The 20,854-nt window shown below is 41.8% G+C and carries 19 protein-coding genes, 1 tRNA gene and 2 pseudogenes; 11 read left to right on the top strand and 11 right to left on the bottom strand.

The features are described 5' to 3' along the window. Window position 1 precedes the first annotated feature (1 nt). Genes queC through dpdA (ACWYU8_RS15240) form a run of 4 tightly spaced genes read right to left on the bottom strand, consistent with a single transcriptional unit; the run spans window position 2 to window position 3,662 of the window. Window positions 2–673, bottom strand: a complete 672-nt coding sequence (gene queC, locus ACWYU8_RS15255; RefSeq protein ID WP_457520540.1) for a 7-cyano-7-deazaguanine synthase QueC — start codon at window positions 671–673, stop codon at window positions 2–4. A 10-nt stretch (window positions 674–683) separates the two neighbouring features. After that, window positions 684–1,349: a 7-carboxy-7-deazaguanine synthase QueE gene (gene queE / locus ACWYU8_RS15250; protein ID WP_457520538.1), complete on the bottom strand. Its 666-nt coding sequence runs from the start codon at window positions 1,347–1,349 to the stop codon at window positions 684–686. Beyond that, window positions 1,333–2,448, bottom strand: coding sequence for a DGQHR domain-containing protein DpdB (gene dbpB, locus ACWYU8_RS15245; protein WP_457520537.1), 1,116 nt, complete (start codon window positions 2,446–2,448; stop codon window positions 1,333–1,335). Before dbpB ends, queE begins: the two co-directional genes overlap by 17 nt. Then, window positions 2,445–3,662, bottom strand: coding sequence for a tRNA-guanine transglycosylase DpdA (dpdA, locus tag ACWYU8_RS15240; RefSeq protein WP_457520535.1), 1,218 nt, complete (start codon window positions 3,660–3,662; stop codon window positions 2,445–2,447). The genes dbpB and dpdA (ACWYU8_RS15240) overlap by 4 nt, the downstream gene beginning before the upstream one ends. 114 nt (window positions 3,663–3,776) lie before the next feature. On the opposite strand from dpdA (ACWYU8_RS15240), the gene ACWYU8_RS15235 reads away from it, so the two are divergent. Genes ACWYU8_RS15235 through ACWYU8_RS15225 form a run of 3 tightly spaced genes read left to right on the top strand, consistent with a single transcriptional unit; the run spans window position 3,777 to window position 7,338 of the window. Continuing rightward, window positions 3,777–4,700 carry a DUF6884 domain-containing protein gene (locus tag ACWYU8_RS15235; RefSeq protein WP_457520533.1) on the top strand — a complete coding sequence of 308 codons (924 nt, stop codon included), beginning with the start codon at window positions 3,777–3,779 and terminating at the stop codon, window positions 4,698–4,700. Between the two features lies 1 nt (window position 4,701). Continuing rightward, complete coding sequence (gene dpdA, locus ACWYU8_RS15230) at window positions 4,702–6,117, top strand: tRNA-guanine transglycosylase DpdA (RefSeq protein WP_457520531.1); 1,416 nt, start codon at window positions 4,702–4,704, stop codon at window positions 6,115–6,117. 3 nt (window positions 6,118–6,120) lie between these two features. Further along, window positions 6,121–7,338 carry a DGQHR domain-containing protein gene (locus ACWYU8_RS15225; protein ID WP_457520529.1) on the top strand — a complete coding sequence of 406 codons (1,218 nt, stop codon included), beginning with the start codon at window positions 6,121–6,123 and terminating at the stop codon, window positions 7,336–7,338. 30 nt (window positions 7,339–7,368) lie between these two features. Here ACWYU8_RS15225 and ACWYU8_RS15220 read toward each other — a convergent pair whose 3' ends face one another. Next, window positions 7,369–7,611 (bottom strand): hypothetical protein, encoded by a 243-nt coding sequence (locus ACWYU8_RS15220; protein ID WP_276424160.1) that lies wholly within the window; start codon window positions 7,609–7,611, stop codon window positions 7,369–7,371. 350 nt (window positions 7,612–7,961) lie between these two features. Between ACWYU8_RS15220 and ACWYU8_RS15215 the strand changes: the two genes are divergently transcribed. Both ACWYU8_RS15215 and ACWYU8_RS15210 read left to right on the top strand, forming a co-directional pair. Beyond that, entirely contained in the window at window positions 7,962–8,840 is an 879-nt protein-coding gene (locus tag ACWYU8_RS15215; protein WP_457520527.1) for a 6-pyruvoyl trahydropterin synthase family protein, read from the top strand. 129 nt (window positions 8,841–8,969) lie between these two features. Further along, a pseudogene (locus tag ACWYU8_RS15210) lies at window positions 8,970–10,012 on the top strand (DDE-type integrase/transposase/recombinase). 125 nt (window positions 10,013–10,137) lie between these two features. Here ACWYU8_RS15210 and ACWYU8_RS15205 read toward each other — a convergent pair. Next, on the bottom strand, window positions 10,138–10,473 hold the full coding sequence (locus ACWYU8_RS15205; protein WP_203499831.1) for a hypothetical protein: 336 nt from the start codon (window positions 10,471–10,473) through the stop codon (window positions 10,138–10,140). 256 nt (window positions 10,474–10,729) lie between these two features. On the opposite strand from ACWYU8_RS15205, the gene ACWYU8_RS15200 reads away from it, so the two are divergent. Then, window positions 10,730–10,903 carry a hypothetical protein gene (locus ACWYU8_RS15200; RefSeq protein ID WP_457520525.1) on the top strand — a complete coding sequence of 58 codons (174 nt, stop codon included), beginning with the start codon at window positions 10,730–10,732 and terminating at the stop codon, window positions 10,901–10,903. 251 nt (window positions 10,904–11,154) lie between these two features. On the opposite strand, the gene ACWYU8_RS15195 is transcribed toward ACWYU8_RS15200, so the two are convergent. Then, a complete protein-coding gene (locus ACWYU8_RS15195) occupies window positions 11,155–11,529 on the bottom strand; it encodes a hypothetical protein (RefSeq protein WP_457520523.1) in 375 nt (124 codons plus the stop codon). Between the two features lie 346 nt (window positions 11,530–11,875). Between ACWYU8_RS15195 and ACWYU8_RS15190 the strand changes: the two genes are divergently transcribed. Together ACWYU8_RS15190 and ACWYU8_RS15185 are read left to right on the top strand one after the other, a co-directional pair. Then, window positions 11,876–13,141, top strand: a complete 1,266-nt coding sequence (locus ACWYU8_RS15190) for a tyrosine-type recombinase/integrase (RefSeq protein WP_457520521.1) — start codon at window positions 11,876–11,878, stop codon at window positions 13,139–13,141. 108 nt (window positions 13,142–13,249) lie between these two features. Next, window positions 13,250–13,633, top strand: a complete 384-nt coding sequence (locus ACWYU8_RS15185) for a helix-turn-helix transcriptional regulator (protein ID WP_457520520.1) — start codon at window positions 13,250–13,252, stop codon at window positions 13,631–13,633. 45 nt (window positions 13,634–13,678) lie between these two features. On the opposite strand, the gene ACWYU8_RS15180 is transcribed toward ACWYU8_RS15185, so the two are convergent. The 4 genes and pseudogenes from ACWYU8_RS15180 to ACWYU8_RS15165 all read right to left on the bottom strand — a co-directional run. After that, entirely contained in the window at window positions 13,679–14,902 is a 1,224-nt protein-coding gene (locus ACWYU8_RS15180; RefSeq protein WP_457520518.1) for a tyrosine-type recombinase/integrase, read from the bottom strand. A 313-nt stretch (window positions 14,903–15,215) separates the two neighbouring features. Beyond that, window positions 15,216–15,303, bottom strand: a tRNA-Ser gene (locus tag ACWYU8_RS15175). 144 nt (window positions 15,304–15,447) lie between these two features. Continuing rightward, window positions 15,448–15,897 (bottom strand): L-alanine exporter AlaE, encoded by a 450-nt coding sequence (locus tag ACWYU8_RS15170; RefSeq protein WP_457520516.1) that lies wholly within the window; start codon window positions 15,895–15,897, stop codon window positions 15,448–15,450. 431 nt (window positions 15,898–16,328) lie between these two features. Further along, window positions 16,329–18,497, bottom strand: a pseudogene (locus tag ACWYU8_RS15165) (ATP-binding protein); the annotation flags it as partial. A gap of 52 nt (window positions 18,498–18,549) precedes the next feature. Here ACWYU8_RS15165 and ACWYU8_RS15160 point away from each other — a divergent pair. The 3 genes from ACWYU8_RS15160 (at window position 18,550) to ACWYU8_RS15150 (ending at window position 20,852) form a co-directional block, all read left to right on the top strand. Further along, window positions 18,550–19,161 (top strand): YecA/YgfB family protein, encoded by a 612-nt coding sequence (locus ACWYU8_RS15160; protein ID WP_457520514.1) that lies wholly within the window; start codon window positions 18,550–18,552, stop codon window positions 19,159–19,161. Between the two features lie 242 nt (window positions 19,162–19,403). After that, window positions 19,404–19,817, top strand: coding sequence for a hypothetical protein (locus ACWYU8_RS15155; protein WP_457520512.1), 414 nt, complete (start codon window positions 19,404–19,406; stop codon window positions 19,815–19,817). A 138-nt stretch (window positions 19,818–19,955) separates the two neighbouring features. Then, a complete protein-coding gene (locus ACWYU8_RS15150; RefSeq protein ID WP_457520510.1) occupies window positions 19,956–20,852 on the top strand; it encodes an MbnP family copper-binding protein in 897 nt (298 codons plus the stop codon). Window positions 20,853–20,854 lie beyond the last annotated feature (2 nt).

Below are 20,854 nucleotides of genomic sequence, written 5' to 3'. Positions count from 1 at the left end.
CCTATGCTTTTTTCGCGTATTTTTCTTTGTTGTTTGAATATTGAGTGAGTCCCTCACTTCTTAGTTTACAGGAAGGGCAAGCGCCACAACCCTCTCCAATAATTCCGTTGTAGCATGTTAATGTTCTTTCTCTAACTAAGTCTAACTTTCCGTACTGATCTGCTAGAGCCCAAGTTTGCGCCTTATTTAGCCACATTAAAGGGGTAATGACAGCAAGGTCGTAATCCATTCCTTGTTGCAATGCTTCTTGCATTGACTGGATAAAAGTATCTCGACAATCTGGGTAGCCTGAAAAATCTGTCTCGCAAACCCCTGTTATAACTGCATGTGCGCCAATTTGATAAGCATAGATACCCGCCAAGGTCAGGAAGAGGATGTTACGCCCAGGCACAAATGAATTTGGTAGTCCATTAGCTTGTAATTCATGGGAAACAGGAATATCGTCTCGCGTCAAAGAGCTGATAGCGAGTTCATTGAGTAAAGATACATCTAGAACTTTATGCGCTGCTACACCTAACTCCTCACATAATGATTTTGCTACTTCAATCTCTAACTTATGTCGCTGGCCATAATCAAAGGTTATTGCATGAACTTCATCATACTGTGTCAACGCTTGCACTAAACAAGTGGTTGAGTCTTGACCACCACTAAATACAACTACTGCCTTTTTCATTTTTATTCCCCTATGCTATCTGCAAATATTTGTGTGTTTGTATAGATAAACGCCAATTATTTTTGATACAAACCTCTATGCACATCTCTGTGGCTCGCTTTTTTTGGCTTATGGGTTGAAGTGCAATGACCAAATCATCCTTTAGTTCAAACTTGGTCAGAATCTCGTGTAAGTTATCAATATCTTTCTGAGTCCCAACTGGATGCTTCAACTCATTTGCGCGGTACAGAGCTTGTTCGTTCATAATCAATCCCCCTCGCATATCCAACTTGGGAGAAACTGTGACCCACGTAGACTCACTGCAATTAACTTCAAAAGTACCGCTTGTTTCTATTTGTGTTGTAAAACCTGATTCTTCAAGTAAAAATGTAAGTGGCCTTAAATCATACATGCAAGGCTCTCCACCAGTTATTACTACATGCCTTGCGTTATAATGCGTAATGCATTCTTTCACGATATCTTCAACCGTAATTTGACACCAACTATCATCATCAACTTGCTTGTTTTTCACCGTTTCAAACGAGGTTTCATTGTTTATATCAACTACCCATGTGTGCTTGGTATCGCACCAAGCACACCCAACAGGGCAACCCTGTAATCTCAAAAAGATGGACGGAACCCCCGTAAACATCCCTTCACCTTGAATCGTTTCGAAAATTTCATTGACCTTTAGCAATTGGGACACCCCTTTCTAATTTGCCGTATACTGTGATCAAATATCGTGTGACCATTGATATGTCTTGACTTAAATTCTGTAATTGGTTCCATTTTCTCACGATACTTTCACCATCAGAGTCTTTTCCAAACTCCCAGTGTCCATGACTCCATGAACAGTAAGGCTTCATACGAAAGAGTTGTTTCACGCAATATTCAAAAAAGATATCTTGGTTTTTTTTCGTTTGATAAGAATAGTAAATTTCATCAAACAATTGACCCAAGGAAATTATTCCGACCCCGTGAAACAAGCGTGAGTCCTTAGGCCTTTTCCCCCAATCATCGTTAAATACCTCTCTAACAGCTTTGAAAAAAATACAAAGTATCTTAACCGCTTCTTCACACTGCTCGGCTTTATATGTTCCTGTCGACAGTTCACAGAAGTCGTATAACGCACCTTCTCTCAAACTATTATCTACCATTTTCATCAAAGAATTATCAGCTATCAGACCCTCAGGGTTTGTGGTCATTTTGATCAACCCATTTAAGGGGGATTTAGGCTCATAGTTCAACAACTGGACAATCAGGGAAGGTAATTTTTTACGTGTCAAATCATCATTAAAAACGCCACTAGCATGAGGTAGCAATTCATAAATCAAACTGCGAGATAATGGTTTTGCAGAATTTATTAACAGAAATTGTTGTCTTTCAAATTCAGCATCATCATTTATAAAAAGACACACTGAATAGTGGAAATCTTTACGCTCAGATAACCTAAGTGCAGCAACTCTTTGCTGACCGTCAACTAAAACAGCGCTTTTGGTGTCTTTAGGTATTTCTAATTCATACACTCCATCTTTGACGGGCACGATATCTGTCTTCGATGTGAGGCACATAATGATAGAATTTGGAATAACTGCATTATCAGAATCAATATATGTGGCAATATTTTCGACATGTTTACGCAACTCAGTTCGTTGATAGCCTTTAAGAGTATTATCCTCAGAGCGGAATATTCTTGAAATAGTACAGATTGACTCTATTTCAGCAATATTCATCGTTGTAACAAACAGGTTAACATCACAACATTGTTCAACCTTTAGCGCAATTTTCTTTATCATTTAAAGTTCCTAGCCATTTCAGTGTAGAAATCATTAAGGTTGTGGAAGCCACGACGTTTGTTTCTCTCTGAACCCCGGTAAATCACAACTTCGATACCTAACTTTCGGCAGATAGGGCATTTACAGGTTTTCCAAGGTCTATCTTTCAATGTCTTTTGATACAAGGAATAGAGTTTACCTCGACGGTCAGAAAGCATACTTTCATAGTCCAAAACCACTTCTAATGCAGTCTCCAAGTCAAGTTCATCAACATCAAAAGCCCTCAATGCCGCCAGTGCCTCCCTTTCTTTCGTTTTGACTTGTTTTTGATCAAGTCGACCAGAGGATATTTCTCGTTTAACCATTTGATTATCACCCGACTGAGGGATTCGTATCGCACTATAAGCTTTATCACCCAATCGATAGTTTTTTGTTTGATCTAGAAATGCTTGCTTCAGAGGGGTTGTTGTATCAATGCTTGAAACATTCAAGGACTTATATTTGTGCAGAAAGTCTAACCTTCCTATACCAAGCAAATGGAGTTTTAAATTGTGTTTTAAGTGTTTTTGCAGCTCTTCCAGTAGGCGACATATCTGAGTTGAATCAAGAGTAATAATCCCCCCTAGGGTAATATGCCCGTACCCCATCTTTTGCAGACTGACTACTGAATTTACGTAACTTTCAATATCCCAACCTTGCGCGACGCCATAAGGGATAAAATTATTTCCTTTGGCCTTCTTGTAAAAATCAGCCGCATTCTCAAGTGTCATTTCAACACGTAATTCTTTATTTTCAGGAAGAGACTCGATATCACGACTCCGTTCATCTCTATAGCCCATAACAATATGGTCTAATGAGACGCCTTGGTTGACCTCTGTTTTTACATAAAAATCAATCAGATCATCGACACTATAGGGTGGCTCTGGTTCTTTAATATATGAAAAAGCACCACTATCCCCCATAACTTCATATCCTTTATCGAGACGAAAGAAGCGGTGAGCCCCCTCTCTAAACAACCGATATTTTTGTCCTTCTGAGTAGCGTGTCTTGTTTGCTCGACCTGGTAAGCCTTCGACAATAGCCTTTGATATTAATATTCCATCATAAGGACGTTTGATTATTTCATGTGCATAAACGTCGTCACGTTGCCTTACCCTAAGAGGAGTTCGCTTCTCAGAGACAAAATCGAAGTTAGGATCAACAAAGTCCTGACTATCTGGGAAAAAAAACTTCATACACTCACCTCCGAAATAAAGCATATACGAATTTAGTACATTCAGCTACTCTAGTTAGAGTGGAGAAAGACGTGGGTTGAAGATAGAATCTTGCGTTGTTGATAGGAGATAGATATGCCAGAGATACATTTATTAGTCCCGTGCAGTGCACAGAAAACGAGTTCAGCACCAGAAAAGATGTGTTTCTCTAAACATAACACTGCTGATTTAAATCAGTCTCTAAACTCTTGGTTGGACGCATTCAAGCAAACGTCAGAGCGTCACCCAACCTCACGCTTATACAATGGCCAAGCTTTTCTATATGCCAAAAAGCTAGCTGAAAAAAATCAGTTCAAACTATCTATATTGTCAGCAGGTTTTGGATTAGTGATGAGTAACACTGAGTTGCCTAGTTACAATGCGACTTTTAGCGCAAACAAAGACCGAGTCCCCTCTCCTCAATCCTCGTGGTGGTCTTCGGTATGTCAATCTGAATTGCCAGGAACTTCTATTTTTGAGTATGTAAACGCGCACTCAGGAGACCAGTTTATCTTTTGCCTAAGCAATGAGTATTTGAGAGCAGTACAAGATGATTTGCTCTTTACGCTAGAAAACGATGCGTTCGACAATGAGCGTATAGTGATCATTTCGTCAAGTATTCCCCAAAAACTAAAGGCTTATGAATGTCGCTTCGTACAGACGTCACGCAATGTGCTAAGCCATTCTAAAGCCAAAGAGAGCGCCTTAGCGATTAGCGATAGAAATGTCACTTCAATTGCATTGTATATGTTTGTTGAGCAATTAAGACTTACAAACGAACCGTTCAATGCTATTATCGCGGCCCTAAATAAAGAGTTGCAAACTATAACGGTCCCCATAAAGCCAGCTCGAGTTAAGCGTGATGATGACTTCATTCTTGCATTTATTGAACAAGCATTGCTGGAGCAAGGTAACGTGGGTCAAGGTCGTCTCTTCACACAATACAAAGAAGCAGGCAACGCTTGTATGGATACCCGTTTTCGCGATCTTTACAATCGAATCAAATTAACAAAGGTTTAACGTGACTGAGTTTCGCTTTTACTTTCCTGACAATAAAGATTTCGTCAACCCCAACTTTGATGGGAGAGACCATTACCCTACTCCAAATCACCGCCAGTATGATGATGATCACTACCCTCACCAGATCTTAACTGATCTTCCTTACGACGGTATGCTGGTATCTCTTGCTGGCGTAGGAACAATGCAAAAGCGCGGCAAGTACTACGAACAAGAGTTGACCGAAGACTTCTATTTCAACGGCGCACGTGAGTTCCTACGTCTCAATAGCAGAAAGTTCGAGAACGTCAAGTTAATGGGTGACTGTGGTGCCTTCGACTATCATGCAGAAAAAGAGCCTCCATTTACGGTTGAAGAACTGATCGAGTTTTATCACCGTGGTGGCTTTGATTATGGTATTTCACTCGACCATATTGTTTTCCCATACTTCAAGAGTGAAGAATCAAAAGATGAGTTTATAAAGAACAATGGCTCGCACGCCTTTCACGAACTAATACAAGAGAGTGAACGTCGTATAAAAATCACTTTGGATAATGCTAAAGTTTTCTTTGATAAAGCGAAAGACTATACATTTGAAGCCTACGGAGTCGCCCACGGTTACGATGTCCCCTCTTTCATACGCTCAGTCAAAGAGCTTCAAGAGATGGGTTACCGTAGGATAACTATAGGCGGTATGATCAAAGCCAAAACTGATGAAATCCTTGAACTCCTAGAAAAGCTAAGTGAAGTTCGCCACCCTGACACAGAATTTCATCTACTAGGTATTTGCCGCTTTGATAATATTCCAAGTTACATTAAGGCTGGTGTAACGAGTGCTGACAGTACATCTCCTTTAATGCAAGGACTAAAAGGAGGCAAGTACTACTCACTACCGCAAGATGAGAAGCATGCCAAATTCAAAGAATCATTAATGATTCGAGCACGTCAGTGTGATCATAAAAACGTTCAGGATCACATAGAAAAATATCGTGACGAACTTCATAACCACATTAGAGCTATGGGTGAGAATAACGAGTACGATATTAACCTGTCGAATACGGCGTTATCAGTAAATGAGTGTGTAAAGCGTCTAGAGCAAGACTGTCTGAAAAAACTCCAGCACTATGATGAGACCGCGCTTGATTTGGAAGGTACACTAAAAGCACTCATCGCTTATGAAAAAGTGACCAATGAAGCCTACCTGCCATCAAAGTTCACTCCATCGAAAGTGGCAACCTTTGCCAATAGCGAAGAAAAGTATCGTACTTTCCTAAAGCAGCGTGAGTGGCGTCAATGTACTTGTGGGATCTGTGAAGGTGGGCTTATGAATATTATATTCCGTTCAAACCAAACAAACCGCCGCCGCGGTATCCACAACTTAGCGATTGTAACTAAGTACAAGAATCGCGTTATTAAATCACTTGAGTCAGAAGTAAAATAACCCATGTCAGAAGTATTAAGAATTAAAGTAATCCAAGAAGTTGTAAACGGAGTTACTGTTTATACTGGCTGGGTTGAAGGTAAAAAAGTTCGTGACGTCGCTAAGATTGTGCATATCACTCGTGAAGGTGAGTATATTCATGGCTATCAGCGTAGCGAACTGCCTAAACATATCGAATCCATCACCGATTATGTTGAATCTAAAAACTCCACAATTTTAGCAAACCTAGTTATTGGTTTTGATCATTCAGTAAAATTTGAGCCTATCGCGGAAGGTTCAGAGTTCGGGCACTTAGTTGTACCGTATGACCCAGATAAACCATCTAGTGAACTACCAGGTGCGATTGTTGACGGTCAACAACGTTCAGGCGGTGTCAAAAACAGTCATCATGAGAGCTACCCTTTACCGGTTTCTATCTTTATTTCAGAGAATGAGTCTGACTATATTCAGCAGTTCCTGATCCTAAATTTAGGCAAACCCCTGACCTCTGTTCAGTTAAATGCTCTTGCACTATACGATGATATTTACAAGCCACCAGCCCTTGCGGAAAAAGCATTCCCACTTTCGATGTGTGAAGAGTTAGGTTTCCGCGACCTAGAATCACCACTGTATGGTTTGATAAAGTCAAACGGCAACAAAGACGGAATGATTGCAGAGTCATCTATTACCGAGTTTGTTACCAATGTTCAACGCCAGATATTGAATACTATTGGCGTACGCGTATATCAAGAACTAGAGGAACCTTCTCGTGAAAAGTTCATTCAAGTGCTTAAAAACTTTTGGGTAGCTGTTAGTACCGTATTCCACGAAGATTGGGCTAAAAAATCTCGCGATATGAAACGTACCTACATTACGCATGGTACTTCGATCGTCGGCTTTTCCTACCTTTGCCGTCATATGCTTCGAGTATTTATGACTCCATCAAAAAACGTAAGCAACGAATCAATTCTTACGTCTGAATTACCATCTCCGACTTTCTTTATCAAGGAACTATCTTTGATTAAGGATCAATGCCACTTTAGCCGCGAGCATTGGGAACTTGGTTTGCTACGCACAAACCAAGAAGGGAGTAATGGAGAACAACTTGAGATAAAGTATACTCGTAGATGGAATGATTTTCAGAACACAACCTCGGAAAAGCAACTGTTCGCAACGAATATACTGAGATTGTATGAGATCCAAAAAGGATGGCGTAACGACTATCCGATCTATATTGATTAAGCTTAAGAAAGAGAAGGCACCTGCCTTCTCTTATCGTTCTAACTCATCCATCAGTTCATATAATAATCCGAGCTTTTCGTAGCCACACATATCCACCATAGCTCTCAATTCATCATCAGACACACGATTGTTCTGTGCTTTCTTTTTCAATTCATTCCAATCACCAGAATCAGTCTCTGGTGCAATCTGACCGCTAGACACACCTATTAAAAATGGCTTAACCTCGTATTGAAATAAACGAGAACCTATCAAGCTTAACTTATACGCATCCATTAACATTTCTCCATGACGTGTCCTTCTTTGTGAGTGCTACTCACTGACCGCTTTTAGCAACCAGGTCCCAAAGGCCTAGTATTGATATCTGTCTTTTAGGCTACCACTTTATTGACGGTAGGTCCTAGCTTTATGATTCATAATTATGGTGTAAAATAATTCTAACTCAACCAATAAAACATAGTTAAAACAAGCCCATAATTGACAGGGAACTCACCCGAAGCGTAACTTTTAAACAAGAAAAGACTGTTCGTTATCGAGAGTTTGTATCAATGAGCCATGCATGTGGACCATCTTAAGGTATAATAAGCATTTACAAAAAAGACTATCAATATCATTAAGGTTTTATTTTGAATCTATTTGTCAAAGCCCTAACTGTGATCGATGCTTCATATCTATGTGAAACGCGAGGAATGGTTGGAGAAAGTTGGATTCTAGACATATCTCTATCTGGCGCACTAAACGAAATGAGCATGGTGCTTGATTTTGGACAGGTTAAAAAACAGATTAAACATCTTGTAGACCAGTATGTAGACCACCGTCTAATAGTACCGATGCGAAACGCCGCTATTCACTATGAACCATCTGATTCTGGCTATTTAACGCTAGACTTAATGCGTGGTGAAAAAAGTATCCACCTATGCTGCCCTGAAGAAGCTTACTGTTTGATCGATAGCAATGCCGTTACAGTTGAAACCGTAACAAAGCATTTATATCAACTATTGAAGTCACACTTACCAGACAATATAAGTGGCATAGAAATAACACTCAGACACGAAAATATCGACGGAGCCTTCTACCATTACTCACATGGGCTAAAAAAGCATGACGGCAATTGTCAACGAATTGCTCACGGACACCGTTCACCAATAGAGCTTATCGTTAACGGAAAGAGAGATCATCAACGCGAATCAGCTTTTGCTAAACGTTGGAAAGATATCTACCTGGGCTCAGTAGAAGACCAAGTTAGTGTGGAAATGTTAACTCTGAATAAACGTGCTATTAAAATCACAGACGATAGCCATTTTGGCTTTTGCTATACCGCACCTCAAGGTAAATTCGAGCTTGCTATAGCCAAATGCGAAACTGAATTAATAAACAGTGATACCACGATAGAGTTGTTAGCTAACTACATTGCAGACGAAGTCCAAAAGTCTATGAGTAGCGTTCAAACTTTGAAAGTGGTGGCTTACGAGGGTGTTGGTAAGGGTGCTATTGTAGTTCGATAAAATATGCATATAGCATCATATAGTTTTAATAAATTGCCGAACTCTTCAGCAAGATTAAAAAGTGTAGTGGTTTAATGATCCCGGACACCAAATTAGGTGGTAAAGTCTCCACCATAAATGAGGTGTTCAATGACAAAACGACAACGACGTACATTTTCTACTGAATCCGAAATGGATGCTGCAAGCTTGGTTCTTGATCAAGGATACTCAATACCAGAAGCAGACCGCTCTATGGATGTTGGTGAAACAACTGTACGACACTGGGTCGATCAACTCAGGATTGAGCGTGATGGCACGACTCCACCAGTCAAAGCTCTCACGCCTGAACAACAGAAAATCCAGCAGTTAGAAGCCTGTATTAGTCAGCTGGAAAGATAAAAATCCATACTCAAAAAGGCCACAGCTCTCTTAATGTCGGACGAACTCGAACGTTCTCGGTAATTGACCAGTTGAGGGAGCATGAATCGGTTAAGACGCTGTGTGAACTGTTCAATGTCGCTTCGTCCTGTTCGAATTTAAGCAGAGAAAGCCGGATGCCAATCGCATTCGGCTCGCTAGCCGAATTAAAGCACTCTTCAGCATAAGTCGAGGTTCTGCTTGTAGTCGTACTATCGTATCTATGTTGCGTTCAGAAAACATCGAAATCGGGCGATTCAAGATGAGAGACATAATGCGAGAAGCCGGACTGATGAGCAATCAACCAGGCTCGCTTCGATATAAGCATGCCAAATCAGAGCGACTAGATATCCCGAATCTGTTGAAGCGTCGTGGGGTGGTCTTTATCGGATAAACCTGACGCTGAATTGGCTTCTAAAGCCTTAGATATGGCCTGGGAACAACGAGGTAGACCTATGAACGTAATGTTCCATTCAGACCAAGGATGCCAATACAGCAGTCGTAAATTTCGTCAAATACTCTGGAGATATCGTAAACTCAAAGCATGAGTTGTCGTGGTAACGGCTGGGATAATGTACCAATGGGAAGGTTATTTAGAAGCTTGAAAACCGAGTGGATACCAGCAACAGGTTATTTGACTCAAACCCAAGCTAAGAAAGACATCAGCTATTACTTGATGGACTACTACAACCGGCAACAGCCTCATCAAGTAAATGAAGGGCAGTTGACCAGTAAGTGCCGAAAATCGGCTTAAGATAGTGTCCGGAATTTGTTGACCACTACACCTCGATTTTTTGTAGAATATTGTTTAGGAAAAAACTCCATTCATCGTCCTTTATCTAAAAATTACAACAATTATATTTAAATATTGGTATAGACATGAGGTCTATAAAATTAGAAATCAATTTCGCTTTTTAGCACTTATCGCACTCTTAATTTCCTCTGATTTAATTACTCCTTCGTGACGTCCCATTAGGTCTAACAACTCACAATCTACTTTTTCTTTTAAAGGACGTAATTCGTCATTCACTCTCTGTGAATGACCTTTAAAGTCTTTTCCTTGCTTTTTAAGGGCATCAATTATCTTTGAATGGAAATCGATTTTTTGTTGAAGCAAGTTAGATGTATGACTCAATGCACTAATTCTGCCATTTTTAATTATTTCATTCCTTTGAAGCTTTAATGCCCAACATGCGACGACTAATGCAATCGCACTTATTACCTCAGCTAAACCCATAGCGCCTCTTTTATAGATTACAGATGTATTGATTCGATTCTTTTACATGTTAGATAGGCGCGACATAGTACAACAGACCGCACAACAATAAAAGACAACAAATCCAACTAGTTACAACAAATTCGGCACTATCGTTAACGGTTTTATACTAAGCTAATCAAAGTCAATATCAGTGAGCAAACGATCAGAAGAAGAAAACATTAGCACCGTGACCCTGTATCATTGGCGGCTGGAGCACAGATGTTCAGGAGTAACTGTGCCAAACAGCAACACTTCATCAGAGCATTGGTCTGCTCAAACTAAACTCGCCATCGTCGCCGAGACTTACTCGATGACCGAGAGTGAACTCTGCCAATATTGTTGTGAAAAAGGTCTATTTCCTGAGCCAGTCAAAAGCTGGCACAGAGAATGTTTGCAAGGGTTTATGTAGAGTAAAGCGCGGGGAAACAGGTCAAAGCTGATAAGCTTGAAATCAAAGAGCTTAATACGGAGTTACGCCAAAAAGAAAGGCACTCTTTGACAACATCAGCAGCCAATCCTCCTCGAACAACAAAGTTAGCTACTTCGCTTTGTGATTTCGGTCATTAAGCATTGCTTACGACAAACGAATGGACCGCCACCGCTCTCCTAGGCAAATGGCGTCCGTTCGTAAATAAAGCAAAAATCGAGAACAAATGTTATCTATGGTCTTCTGCGAGCCTTAGGACTTAACCACCAGCGCTGTTTTAGAAAACTGTCCAGTTTGGGTACAAACATCCCCGTCGCTCGAGGGTGCCACGATGGATCTTCTTCCTGACGTTCTCTCAACCACTCAAGTAATACAATGACTTCTTCATTAGTCAATGCAGCGTTATGCCATGATCTTTCCGCATCTAATACATCCATTCGGCGGTGTTCGGGATAAGTTGAATAGAATCGTAAAAACTCCTCGTTCACATCAGGCTCTGCTTTCACCGCAGCGTCATCTGTTAATGGTTCAGCAATACCATAAGGCCTTTGCTCTGCTTGTTGTGTGGCATTGACCAAGCCTTGTTGGTCTTTTGAGTCTTTTTCCATGATCTTCTCCTTCAAGATTTAAAATTCATGTTTCGTCACATCGCGCGATGTGCGTCGTTGGACTCTTGTAATAAGTCGATATGAATAGTTTTTAAAATCTGTTGAAACACAAAAAAAGACGATCATCATATCAGGCCCATTGCACTGGGTTGTATATCTGTTTACATCTGACAATAAGCATTAGCTCTGTTCATGCGGCCTTCACCAAACCTAAACACATCCGTCCAGTCAAGTTCTCAAAACACTATTTTCTCGAGAAATCACGCAAAAATATGACCCCGATAAGTTCCCGAATCTCTTTACGTGTACATATGTCAACGATCAAAACACAAAAAAAGGGAGCCTCATGTCTAAAAAAAATTTGCTTACTGCTATCACTATTAAAAATGCATCATGTCCTCCGGGGGGCAAATCCCGACGGTTATACGATGGGGGTGGTCTCGCTTTAATGCTGTACCCGACTGGCCGTAAGGTTTGGCATATGAGGATTAAAGGCTTGAACAGTAAAGAAACCCTTCTAACTTTTGGTTCGCTTGATTCTGTCAGTCTGAAAGAAGCCAGAAAACTACGTGAGACACTGACTGAAAAAAGACACCAAGGCAAAGAACCGAAGTATGTTCTAAATAAGATCCTTGGCAAAAGTTCGACAACTGTCGCTGAATTAATCGCTGAGTACCTGAGAGAAAAGCGTCCGACTTGGAAAGAAAATACTTATAAAGGTGAGCTTAACCGCGCTAAAAAATACCTCTTGAATTCATCTATCGGAGCGATACCCATTGCATCCTTTACTGCAGAGCATGCGTACGACTTCGCAAGAACTCTAGATCGGAAAGGATATAAATCCCAACACCGCAAAGTAATTTCACTACTCAGTCGCGCTTTTTATATCGGTAACTTGCGCTACGGAATCGATGAGATTGACTTCAGTACGATTGGGCACTTTCTCATCAGGCATAAAACTAAAGCACATGCCTCAGTGGAGTTCAAAGAGATCTCAGCTCTTAGCGCACTTATAGCTGACTCAGAATGCTCATTACAGATCAAACTAGTCTGGGATTACTTGTTTTTAACGTCGCAGCGTGTTCAAGAAGCAACGCAAAACACGTGGAACAATATCAACTTTGACGATATGACTATCACAATCCCAGCTTCGCTTTCAAAAAATGGTCTTGAGAACATTATCCCGATGTCGCAACAAGCTCACCGAGTATTGAAATTGGCTAAAGTAGTATCGAATGGAAGTCCTTATATTTTTCCTTCGCCTCGCCAAAGTTTTAATCAACCGATCAGCAAAGATGCGATAGGAAAATTGCTTCGAAGCAAGGGACTAAAAGGCAAAATGTCAGCGCACGGTATTCGTTCTATTTTTAGTAGCGAAATGCATGAAGAGCTCGACATCACTGAATCATTGATCATCGAAATGATACTTTCTCACACAGATAAAGATCACATTCGAGAAATCTACAATCGCAGTAAGTTTATAAGCAAGCGCCGCGTTGTCCTCGAGCGTTGGGGAAACATGTACGAAGAAATCACTAAGGATTGTAGTTGCACTGACGCTGTTGAAAATGAACTTATACGCCTAAAACTTTTACCAGCATCAGAAAAGTAGCTTAACTTCCTCAACCTCAAATCTCTTACAAAGAGCTAGCATGAGCTTTTGTGTTTAGCTCTCATTTATTTCATCACTCTCTTATTAATGAAATCGGAATTTATTTATATGTTCAAAAAGCATCAAATTTGCGAAATATTGTCTGTTTCTGAAGCCACGATACCTCAGTTGCCCAATTTCCCAGAAAAAATTGACAGTCAGTATCTAAGTAACCTAGTGCTTTACAGAAAAGACGATGTATTTACTTGGTTGTGTGATGTGATAAACAAGAGAAAGGGTTGTAACCAGTATCAAGGTGAAATTGAGAAAGAACGCGTGATCAGACTGTCAGAGCTGACCGGTATCTTAAACGTCTCCAAGTCACATATTTACGCTCAAATAGAGAAAGGCCGCTTGCCCCAGCCTATAAAACTGGGTAAGAGGGCTTCCGGCTGGCTATTGAGTGAAATTAACGAGGTTCTTTTGCAAAGTGGCTTAGACGAGATAGATTGATAAAAAACCTAGGGCACTGTCTCTCTAGTGCCCTTTCCTTAATACCTATAACTCGATTGTTGAGTAACTTGTTAATCCATGTGTCAAACCGACAACATGCTTGCTCCACCACTCTAACGCCCGCTTTCTTTTCTGAAAAAACTTGTTGCGGTTATAGGCATCCCGAATACCATCTCTGTCAGTATGAGAAAGCAGGGCTTCTATGACTACCGACTCAAAGTCTGTGCGCTCATAGAGTGTTGTACTGCCGAGCGAACGCGTACCGTGGGATGTCATCTTCCCTCCCAGCCCCATCCTTTTAAAAGCAGCATTTACCGTCTCACTATGTACGGGCTTTCTAAGACAATTTCTTGAAGGAAACACGTACTCGCTGCCGCGACATAGATGCTTAGCAGCTTTCAGAATAGCGATAACCTCGGGTGTAAGAGGAATTTTATGCATTAACCTATTTTTCGCACGCTCCGCTGGCAAGTACCATATTTGCTCCTCAAAAGAGATTTCTTCCCAACGAGTGCCGGTAGCTTCTTTAGAGCGAGTGAGCGTGTGCAATTGGAACTCGAAAAGCAACTTATTGGCGGGTCGCATCGTCGATTGTACGACCATGGTCAATAAGTCGGGCAACTCGCTGATATCAATACAAGCAAAATTACCCCGCTTGGGCTTCTCAAATACGTCAGCCATGCTACCTATCGGATTATGGTCAATGTATTCATTATTAACGGCATAGTTCATGAGCCGACGAAACAGCGCGATAGTACGAGTCACTGTCTCCAACTTCCCTTTCTTTTCCAGCGGTCGCATCGCATCAATCAGCATCGCAGCCTTGATTTCGGAAACCGGGATAGAGCCTAATTTAGGGTAAATATGTTTATTGAGCTTTTGCCGATAACCCTCTGCGGTCTTGTGCACTACGCGTGTAGCCGCTTTTTCTAGCCACATCTCACCTATTTGTTTAACCGTATTACTGGCGCTACGTTTTAATTCTATTTTTCGATTGCGCTGCACCACACTTGGATCTAAGCCTTGTGCTCTGAGTTTTCTAAATTCCGCTACGGTTTTGCGTGCATCCAACAACGTGATCTCTGGGTACCGCCCTAGCCCTAGATTTGCATCCCGCCCGTCGGGCTTAACAAACCGAAATTGCCACGTTTTGGTTCCCGAGGCCCTCACAACCAGAGTCAGTCCATCACCGTCGCTGAATCTTTGAAAATCTTTGCCGTTTGTGACCTTGGCATTTTCAACAAATTTACTTGTTAACTTTCGCTTCATAGCCGCCTCATTTCTATCAAAAATGTATAACTTTTTCTGACTTCATTGAGCTCAATTTTCGTTATACGTTTTTTCGAAGAAACGAGATGTAAACCAAAAAGTTACCGTATTCTAACTCGCCCTATCGGAGTATACGTTTGGTATAAGATTTCTCGTAAAAAAATGTATAACGCTGTCGACAAGGAAAGTAAACTATACATTGTCTTATACATCAAATGCGTGGATTTTAGTGAGGCGCGTGGACGTTAATGAGAGGTAATTTCTTGATTTATAACCCAAAAAAGACGTCCTAGGACGTCTTTTTCAGCAAATGTGGCGGTGAGTGAGAGATTCGAACTCTCGATACGTTGCCGTATACACACTTTCCAGGCGTGCTCCTTCAGCCACTCGGACAACTCACCGAATCAAATTGTGGTTAGCATCATTGGCTAACGAGGCGCTAATTTAATGATTATGAGCCCTATGGTCAAGGCTAAACATGAAAAAAAGCCCTGTTTTTCTGTTGTTTGCTCACTAAGTAACTAAATTGAACAAAACAGGGGCAATTAAACGCCTTGGTAGTAACCAGGAACTCGGAACCAACGGCGGCACATGTCTAAGAAGTGGCCGTACAGAATGCCCATTCCGCAAGATACAGCAGCGTTACTTGCAACCGCAGTGATGATCTGATCAGTAGATGCGCCTACGGCAAGTAGAATGCCCGCGTATACCGGTGATTGAAACAGCACATACGCAACTAGGTCAGACACGTTTTTCATAAATGAAGACGGCGAAACTTTATGGCCCTGGCGTAACACCCAATCACGAAAAACACCATATGGCCAAGCGATAGCAATGTTTACGGGGATGGATAACGTACGTGATGCCAGAGACTGTTCAAAGGTCATCCCTGAAATCAAAATCTCGATAATCATCCCTGTGACAAAGCAAAAAACCACCATAGCAAAAGTATCCGCTGCGGCATGACGAATACAAAATGGTCCGCGAGACTTCATTTATCAACCTCTAAAATCAAATACTACAATTAATTAACAATTAGAGATGATTAACTATATATCGGCCAATCATCCAGATAATGACGCTATTAGAACACAACAATTGTAGTTTATGTATCTGATTTTAAAATGCAGTAGTAAATTAATAACCAAAAATTGAAATGAAAGTAGTTTATTTCACCTACTCGGCTGAAAATTGCTATTTTTTGCTCAAAATTGGAGTAAAAAACCAGATTTCTTTAATATATAAAGAGGTTAGAACATGAGAAATGACAGTTTTTTAGAATAAAATGTCAACTCCAAACGTCCGAATAGATCGCTTCTGCTACTAACAGGTAAAAATTCAGAGTTAACTGGAGTTTAGAAGAAGTTGCTGAACAGGGAGTCCATGTTCAGGGCATGGTGAGACACCGTGTTTTTTGCCGTCGTTATTGGTATTGATAGAGTAAGTCTGCGTGTTGGTACAAAGCATTATCGAGCTCAGTTTCGACAACAGGCTTAGCAATGATGTGGTTCACTCCCACTTCCATCATGAGGTCTTGTGTTTCTTTAAACACATCTGCAGTACAACCAAAGATAAGTACAGAGTTCGCTGGAGAGTCCATCGCTCTAATGGCGGCTGTGGCACCAATGCCGTCTAAAACTGGCATATGATTGTCCATCACAACCAAATCAAATTGCTGAGCTTTTACTTGCTCGACCGCTAACTGACCATTTTCAACTCTCGTACATTCAAAGCCTTTCGCTGTTAAAAAGGCTTCCATGATCATGGCATTCGTGGTGTTATCGTCAGCAATCAGAGCTCTTAACCCGCGACAATCCAACTTATACTGAATAGCGGATTCCACTGTGCCCGGTTCACATGGACTCAATTCAATCTCTACAGTGAACGTGGAACCGACGTTAGGGCGGCTTTCAACGCAAACACTGCCACCCATATGCTCGGCAATCTCTTTGACAATCGCCAGTCCAAGCCCTGTGCCGCCAAATCTTCTGGTCGTCGATGACTCGGCTTGCTCAAATGGACGGAAAATGCGCTTCTGCGCCTCTTGAGAAATGCCGATACCCGTATCTTTAATTGCCATGGTTAGTGTTGCTGCATTTTGGCTGACACGCTCGCTTAACGTCACCTCTATTTCACCATGCTCAGTAAACTTGACCGCGTTATTGAGCAAATTGAAAAGGATTTGGCGTAATCTGGCTTTGTCGTTGTTATACCAGCGGTCTGAAGGCACTCTTGAGACTAGGCGTAACTGCAATCCTTTCTCTGTACACAATGTGTGGTAAACACTTTTGATGCTTCCAATGATGGACGCGACTGGAAACGGTGAGTTAGAAAACTCCACGTGACCATGCTCAATCTTGGAATAATCCAAAATCTCATTAAGCAGCGTCATCATATGATCCCCAGATTCATACAGCATAATGAGCTGCTTTCTTTGATCATCAGTTAACTCGGTTTTCAGTAAAAGCTGCGCTGTACCTAAAACCCCGTTCATTGGCGTGCGGATTTCATGAGACAACGTCGCCAGAAACGCTGATTTCGCATTGGTTGAGGCCAAAGCTTTAACTTTCTCTTGTTCCAGATAGATTGTTTTCTCATTAAATTTGTTGATGAGGTGGCCTATTTCATCGTCACTGTCATAATTTATGTCGATGATCCCGCCTGTTTTTGAGTCGTCAACTTCGGCTGCGATCCTTACTATTGGATTCACAATATAACGATTAAGTAGGTAATAGCCGACCAGTACGCACAGCAGCAAAAACGGGATGATGCCACTCTCGACACTCATGACCTGAGAGAAAACCTGATCCGCAACGCGAGCTTTTGCGTTCACCACTTCCATTTCCCAGTTGAACTCTTCAAACAGGAGTTCACTGATGTGCATATTTTTTCGCAGTTGGAAATTGTGCTCGATTATCACGTTTAAATTAGCGTCACGGATAGTCACGCCCAACGAGTATTGGCTAGTATGCTCACGAATAAACTCGAATAATGCCTCTAAGGAGAGATCGACCGTTGCCACTCCCGCAAACTCACCATCTCGGTAATAAGGTGCGGACGCGGTAATCATTTGAACTTGGGTAAAAGTATCGATATAGACTGAAGACCATTGAATAGAACCTGATGGCTGGTCAGCGGCGGCAACATACCAGTCCTCCTTATCATACCCCCGGGATTCAGGGTTGTTATAAGAATGAATTTGATCGATGCCACCTTCATAATTCTTGTTGAAGAAATGACTGGCATACTTCGGTTTGTCCTCTTGGTGCTGAGGTTTTGGCCACACACCTCCACTGACAATCATGTCATCGCTTAAACGCAATATCTGCGGAATGATCGTACTGAGAGCGTTACTTTGGTCTGGAGTCTGAGCAATCCCAACCAGACTATTGAGAACACTGGTTGAGGTAAGTAACGGCTCTTTGATTTGGGAGGCTAAAAGCTGCGTTCTTAGCTCTAGATTTCTTTCTAATTTTTCACGGACAGGCGGCTCCAGCACGAAGTACACCACCGAACCAACTGTTGCGATAAAGAAGCACAGATAGAATGTGAGTGCGAGAATGCTTTTTCTTCGGAGTGATGAGCGTATTTCCATGAGCGTTAACAAATTTTCCCTAATATCGATTTATCGCTAATTGATTGGTAAGATGACCGCAACAAACCAGTCCATGAACAAATGGTATTCTATTTTGAAACTACAAGACATTCTTTCTCTTCCAGAACTCGATGAAAAACTATTAAATCTAGCGAAAACTCAAGGCTTTATCACCGCGATGGCCTCTGCACCAAATCTTTTGATGCCGCAAGAGTGGCTACCATTCCTTTGGGGTGGAGAAGAAACCGCACCTTTCAGTGATGGTGAGCAGCTAGAACAGTACATTGATGAGATTGTACAAATGTGGAATCTGACTCGCCCTGCGCTGCTAGAAGGTAGCTGGGAGTGGCCTGCTGGTTGTGCACTGGATGAACAAGATATCGTGACGGCCACCACTCGTGATTTCTGTGAAGGTGTCTTACAGGGTTGGCAATTAGCCCGTGACGATTGGGAAACCTTGATGCCAGAAGAGAGTGAAGATAATGCCCTACTTGGTGGCGTGCTGCTTTCTCTGACTATGCTTTATGATCCAGAAACGACCATTGAGGCACTAGCTGAACAAGGCATGGTAGGGTTAGAGCAGTTTGAAGAAATCTTCAACGCGATGCCAATGATGCTCTGTGGTCTGACTCAACGTGGCATGGCGCTCGCGGAAGATCAGTAATCATTTCTCACTAAGCCGCTGCCCATTAGCGGCTTTTTTACATTTCAATTCCCCCCCCCAAAAAAAACATTCACTGCGTCGACATTTACTGAGATAAATGATTCGTGCCAATTACACATGTCACTATTTTGTAAAAACAATATTACAATCCCTTACTTTCTTTGTTAGTATCTGCGCCCAATTTTGGTTAATTGAATGTTGTGATGCAAATAGCGACAAATCGGCAAATAAAACAAAAAGTAATGGCGTTATACGTCATTGCCGCTTTGCTGTTTCAGATCTATTTGCTGGCGACGATGGCACTCAACCCATCACAAGTTCATAACAAAAACTGGCTGTCTGGAGCACAGGGAGAAAAGATCCTTCTCTGTACTGCAGAAGGTTTTAAGTGGGTAGACATCAAAGAGCTGATTGAAGATAACACCATCAGCTCACCATCCAACGCTGAATTTCATGATCCACTTAAATTCAGTTGCCCGCTGTTAGACGTATGTCAGTTTTCAATATCAGTTCTTGCGATGGTTATTGCTGCTATTGCTCTTTGGCTGTGTCGTGTTTCGATACGCTATGTCGACTATTCGCATATCCATTGCCAGCGCAAAATCTATCTCTCATTAGCACCTAAACAGTCACCACCTCAGACTTTCCTTGCGTAGTTTGGCCCTGATGCCGCTCGCCTAATTTATCTAAATAAACAAACCACGATACCCGCCTTTGTTTATAAAGCTGCGGGAGGTATTTGTACGTCTGAATGATTATTGACGTCCAAGGAAAATAATTAGAAAGGAAAGTCCATGTTCAACAAAAAACAAACTCCAAAAGCACTTTTTACTGCACTTAGCGTTGGCCTACTTGCCGCATGTAACGGTGGATCTGGTTCCAGTTCTGCCGCAACAGCTGAGCCGGCCATTCAGAATGTTACCCTCGAATTTGCGGCGCGAGTTGGCGAGCAAGATATTCAGTGTCAGTTAATGGACACGGCAATCGCGGGAGTCAATAACACTCAGCCTGAATTTACCGATGTGCGTATGTACATCTCTGAAATTGAACTGATCGATGACAATGGTATCGCAACTCCACTCAAGCTCATCCAAGATGGTAAGTGGCAGTATAAGAATGTCGCGCTGTTGGATTTTGAGACGGGAACGGATAGCTGTGCAAATGGTAACGAGGCACTGAATCATCAGATCACAGGGCAAGTACCACAAGGAAACTACACCGGTGTTCGCTTTACTCTTGGTGTTCCTGCTGAGTTGAACCACGTCGGTATAGACGGTGATGACGCAATCTCTCCGCTCGATGTGATGGGCATGAACTGGAGCTGGCAGAACGGACATAAACACCTGCGCATGGATGTAGCTGGCTGGAATATTCACCTGGGAACAACGGGATGTGAGGTGATTGACGCGAATACAGAAACTGTTGACTGTGATTCATCTCGCCCGAATCGTCCTCACTACCAGTTCGATGATTTCAAGCCATCGACCAACGTTATTGTGTTTGATTACCAACGCCTAGTCGCGAATAGTGATATCACATTTAACACCGCTGACACTCCGCTCGGCTGTATGTCATCAAGTGTCGATCCGGAATGTCAGGAAGTGTTCGCAAACCTCGGACTGGATGTAGTCACCGGTGAATGTACTGCGGGTGATTGCAGTAGTTCTCAATCCTGGGTATCGGTGGAGTAAGT

This window comes from Vibrio limimangrovi, from assembly GCF_054064025.1.
Note: the sequence above shows the minus strand (reverse complement) of the source record. Positions and strands in the feature narration are given on the sequence as shown.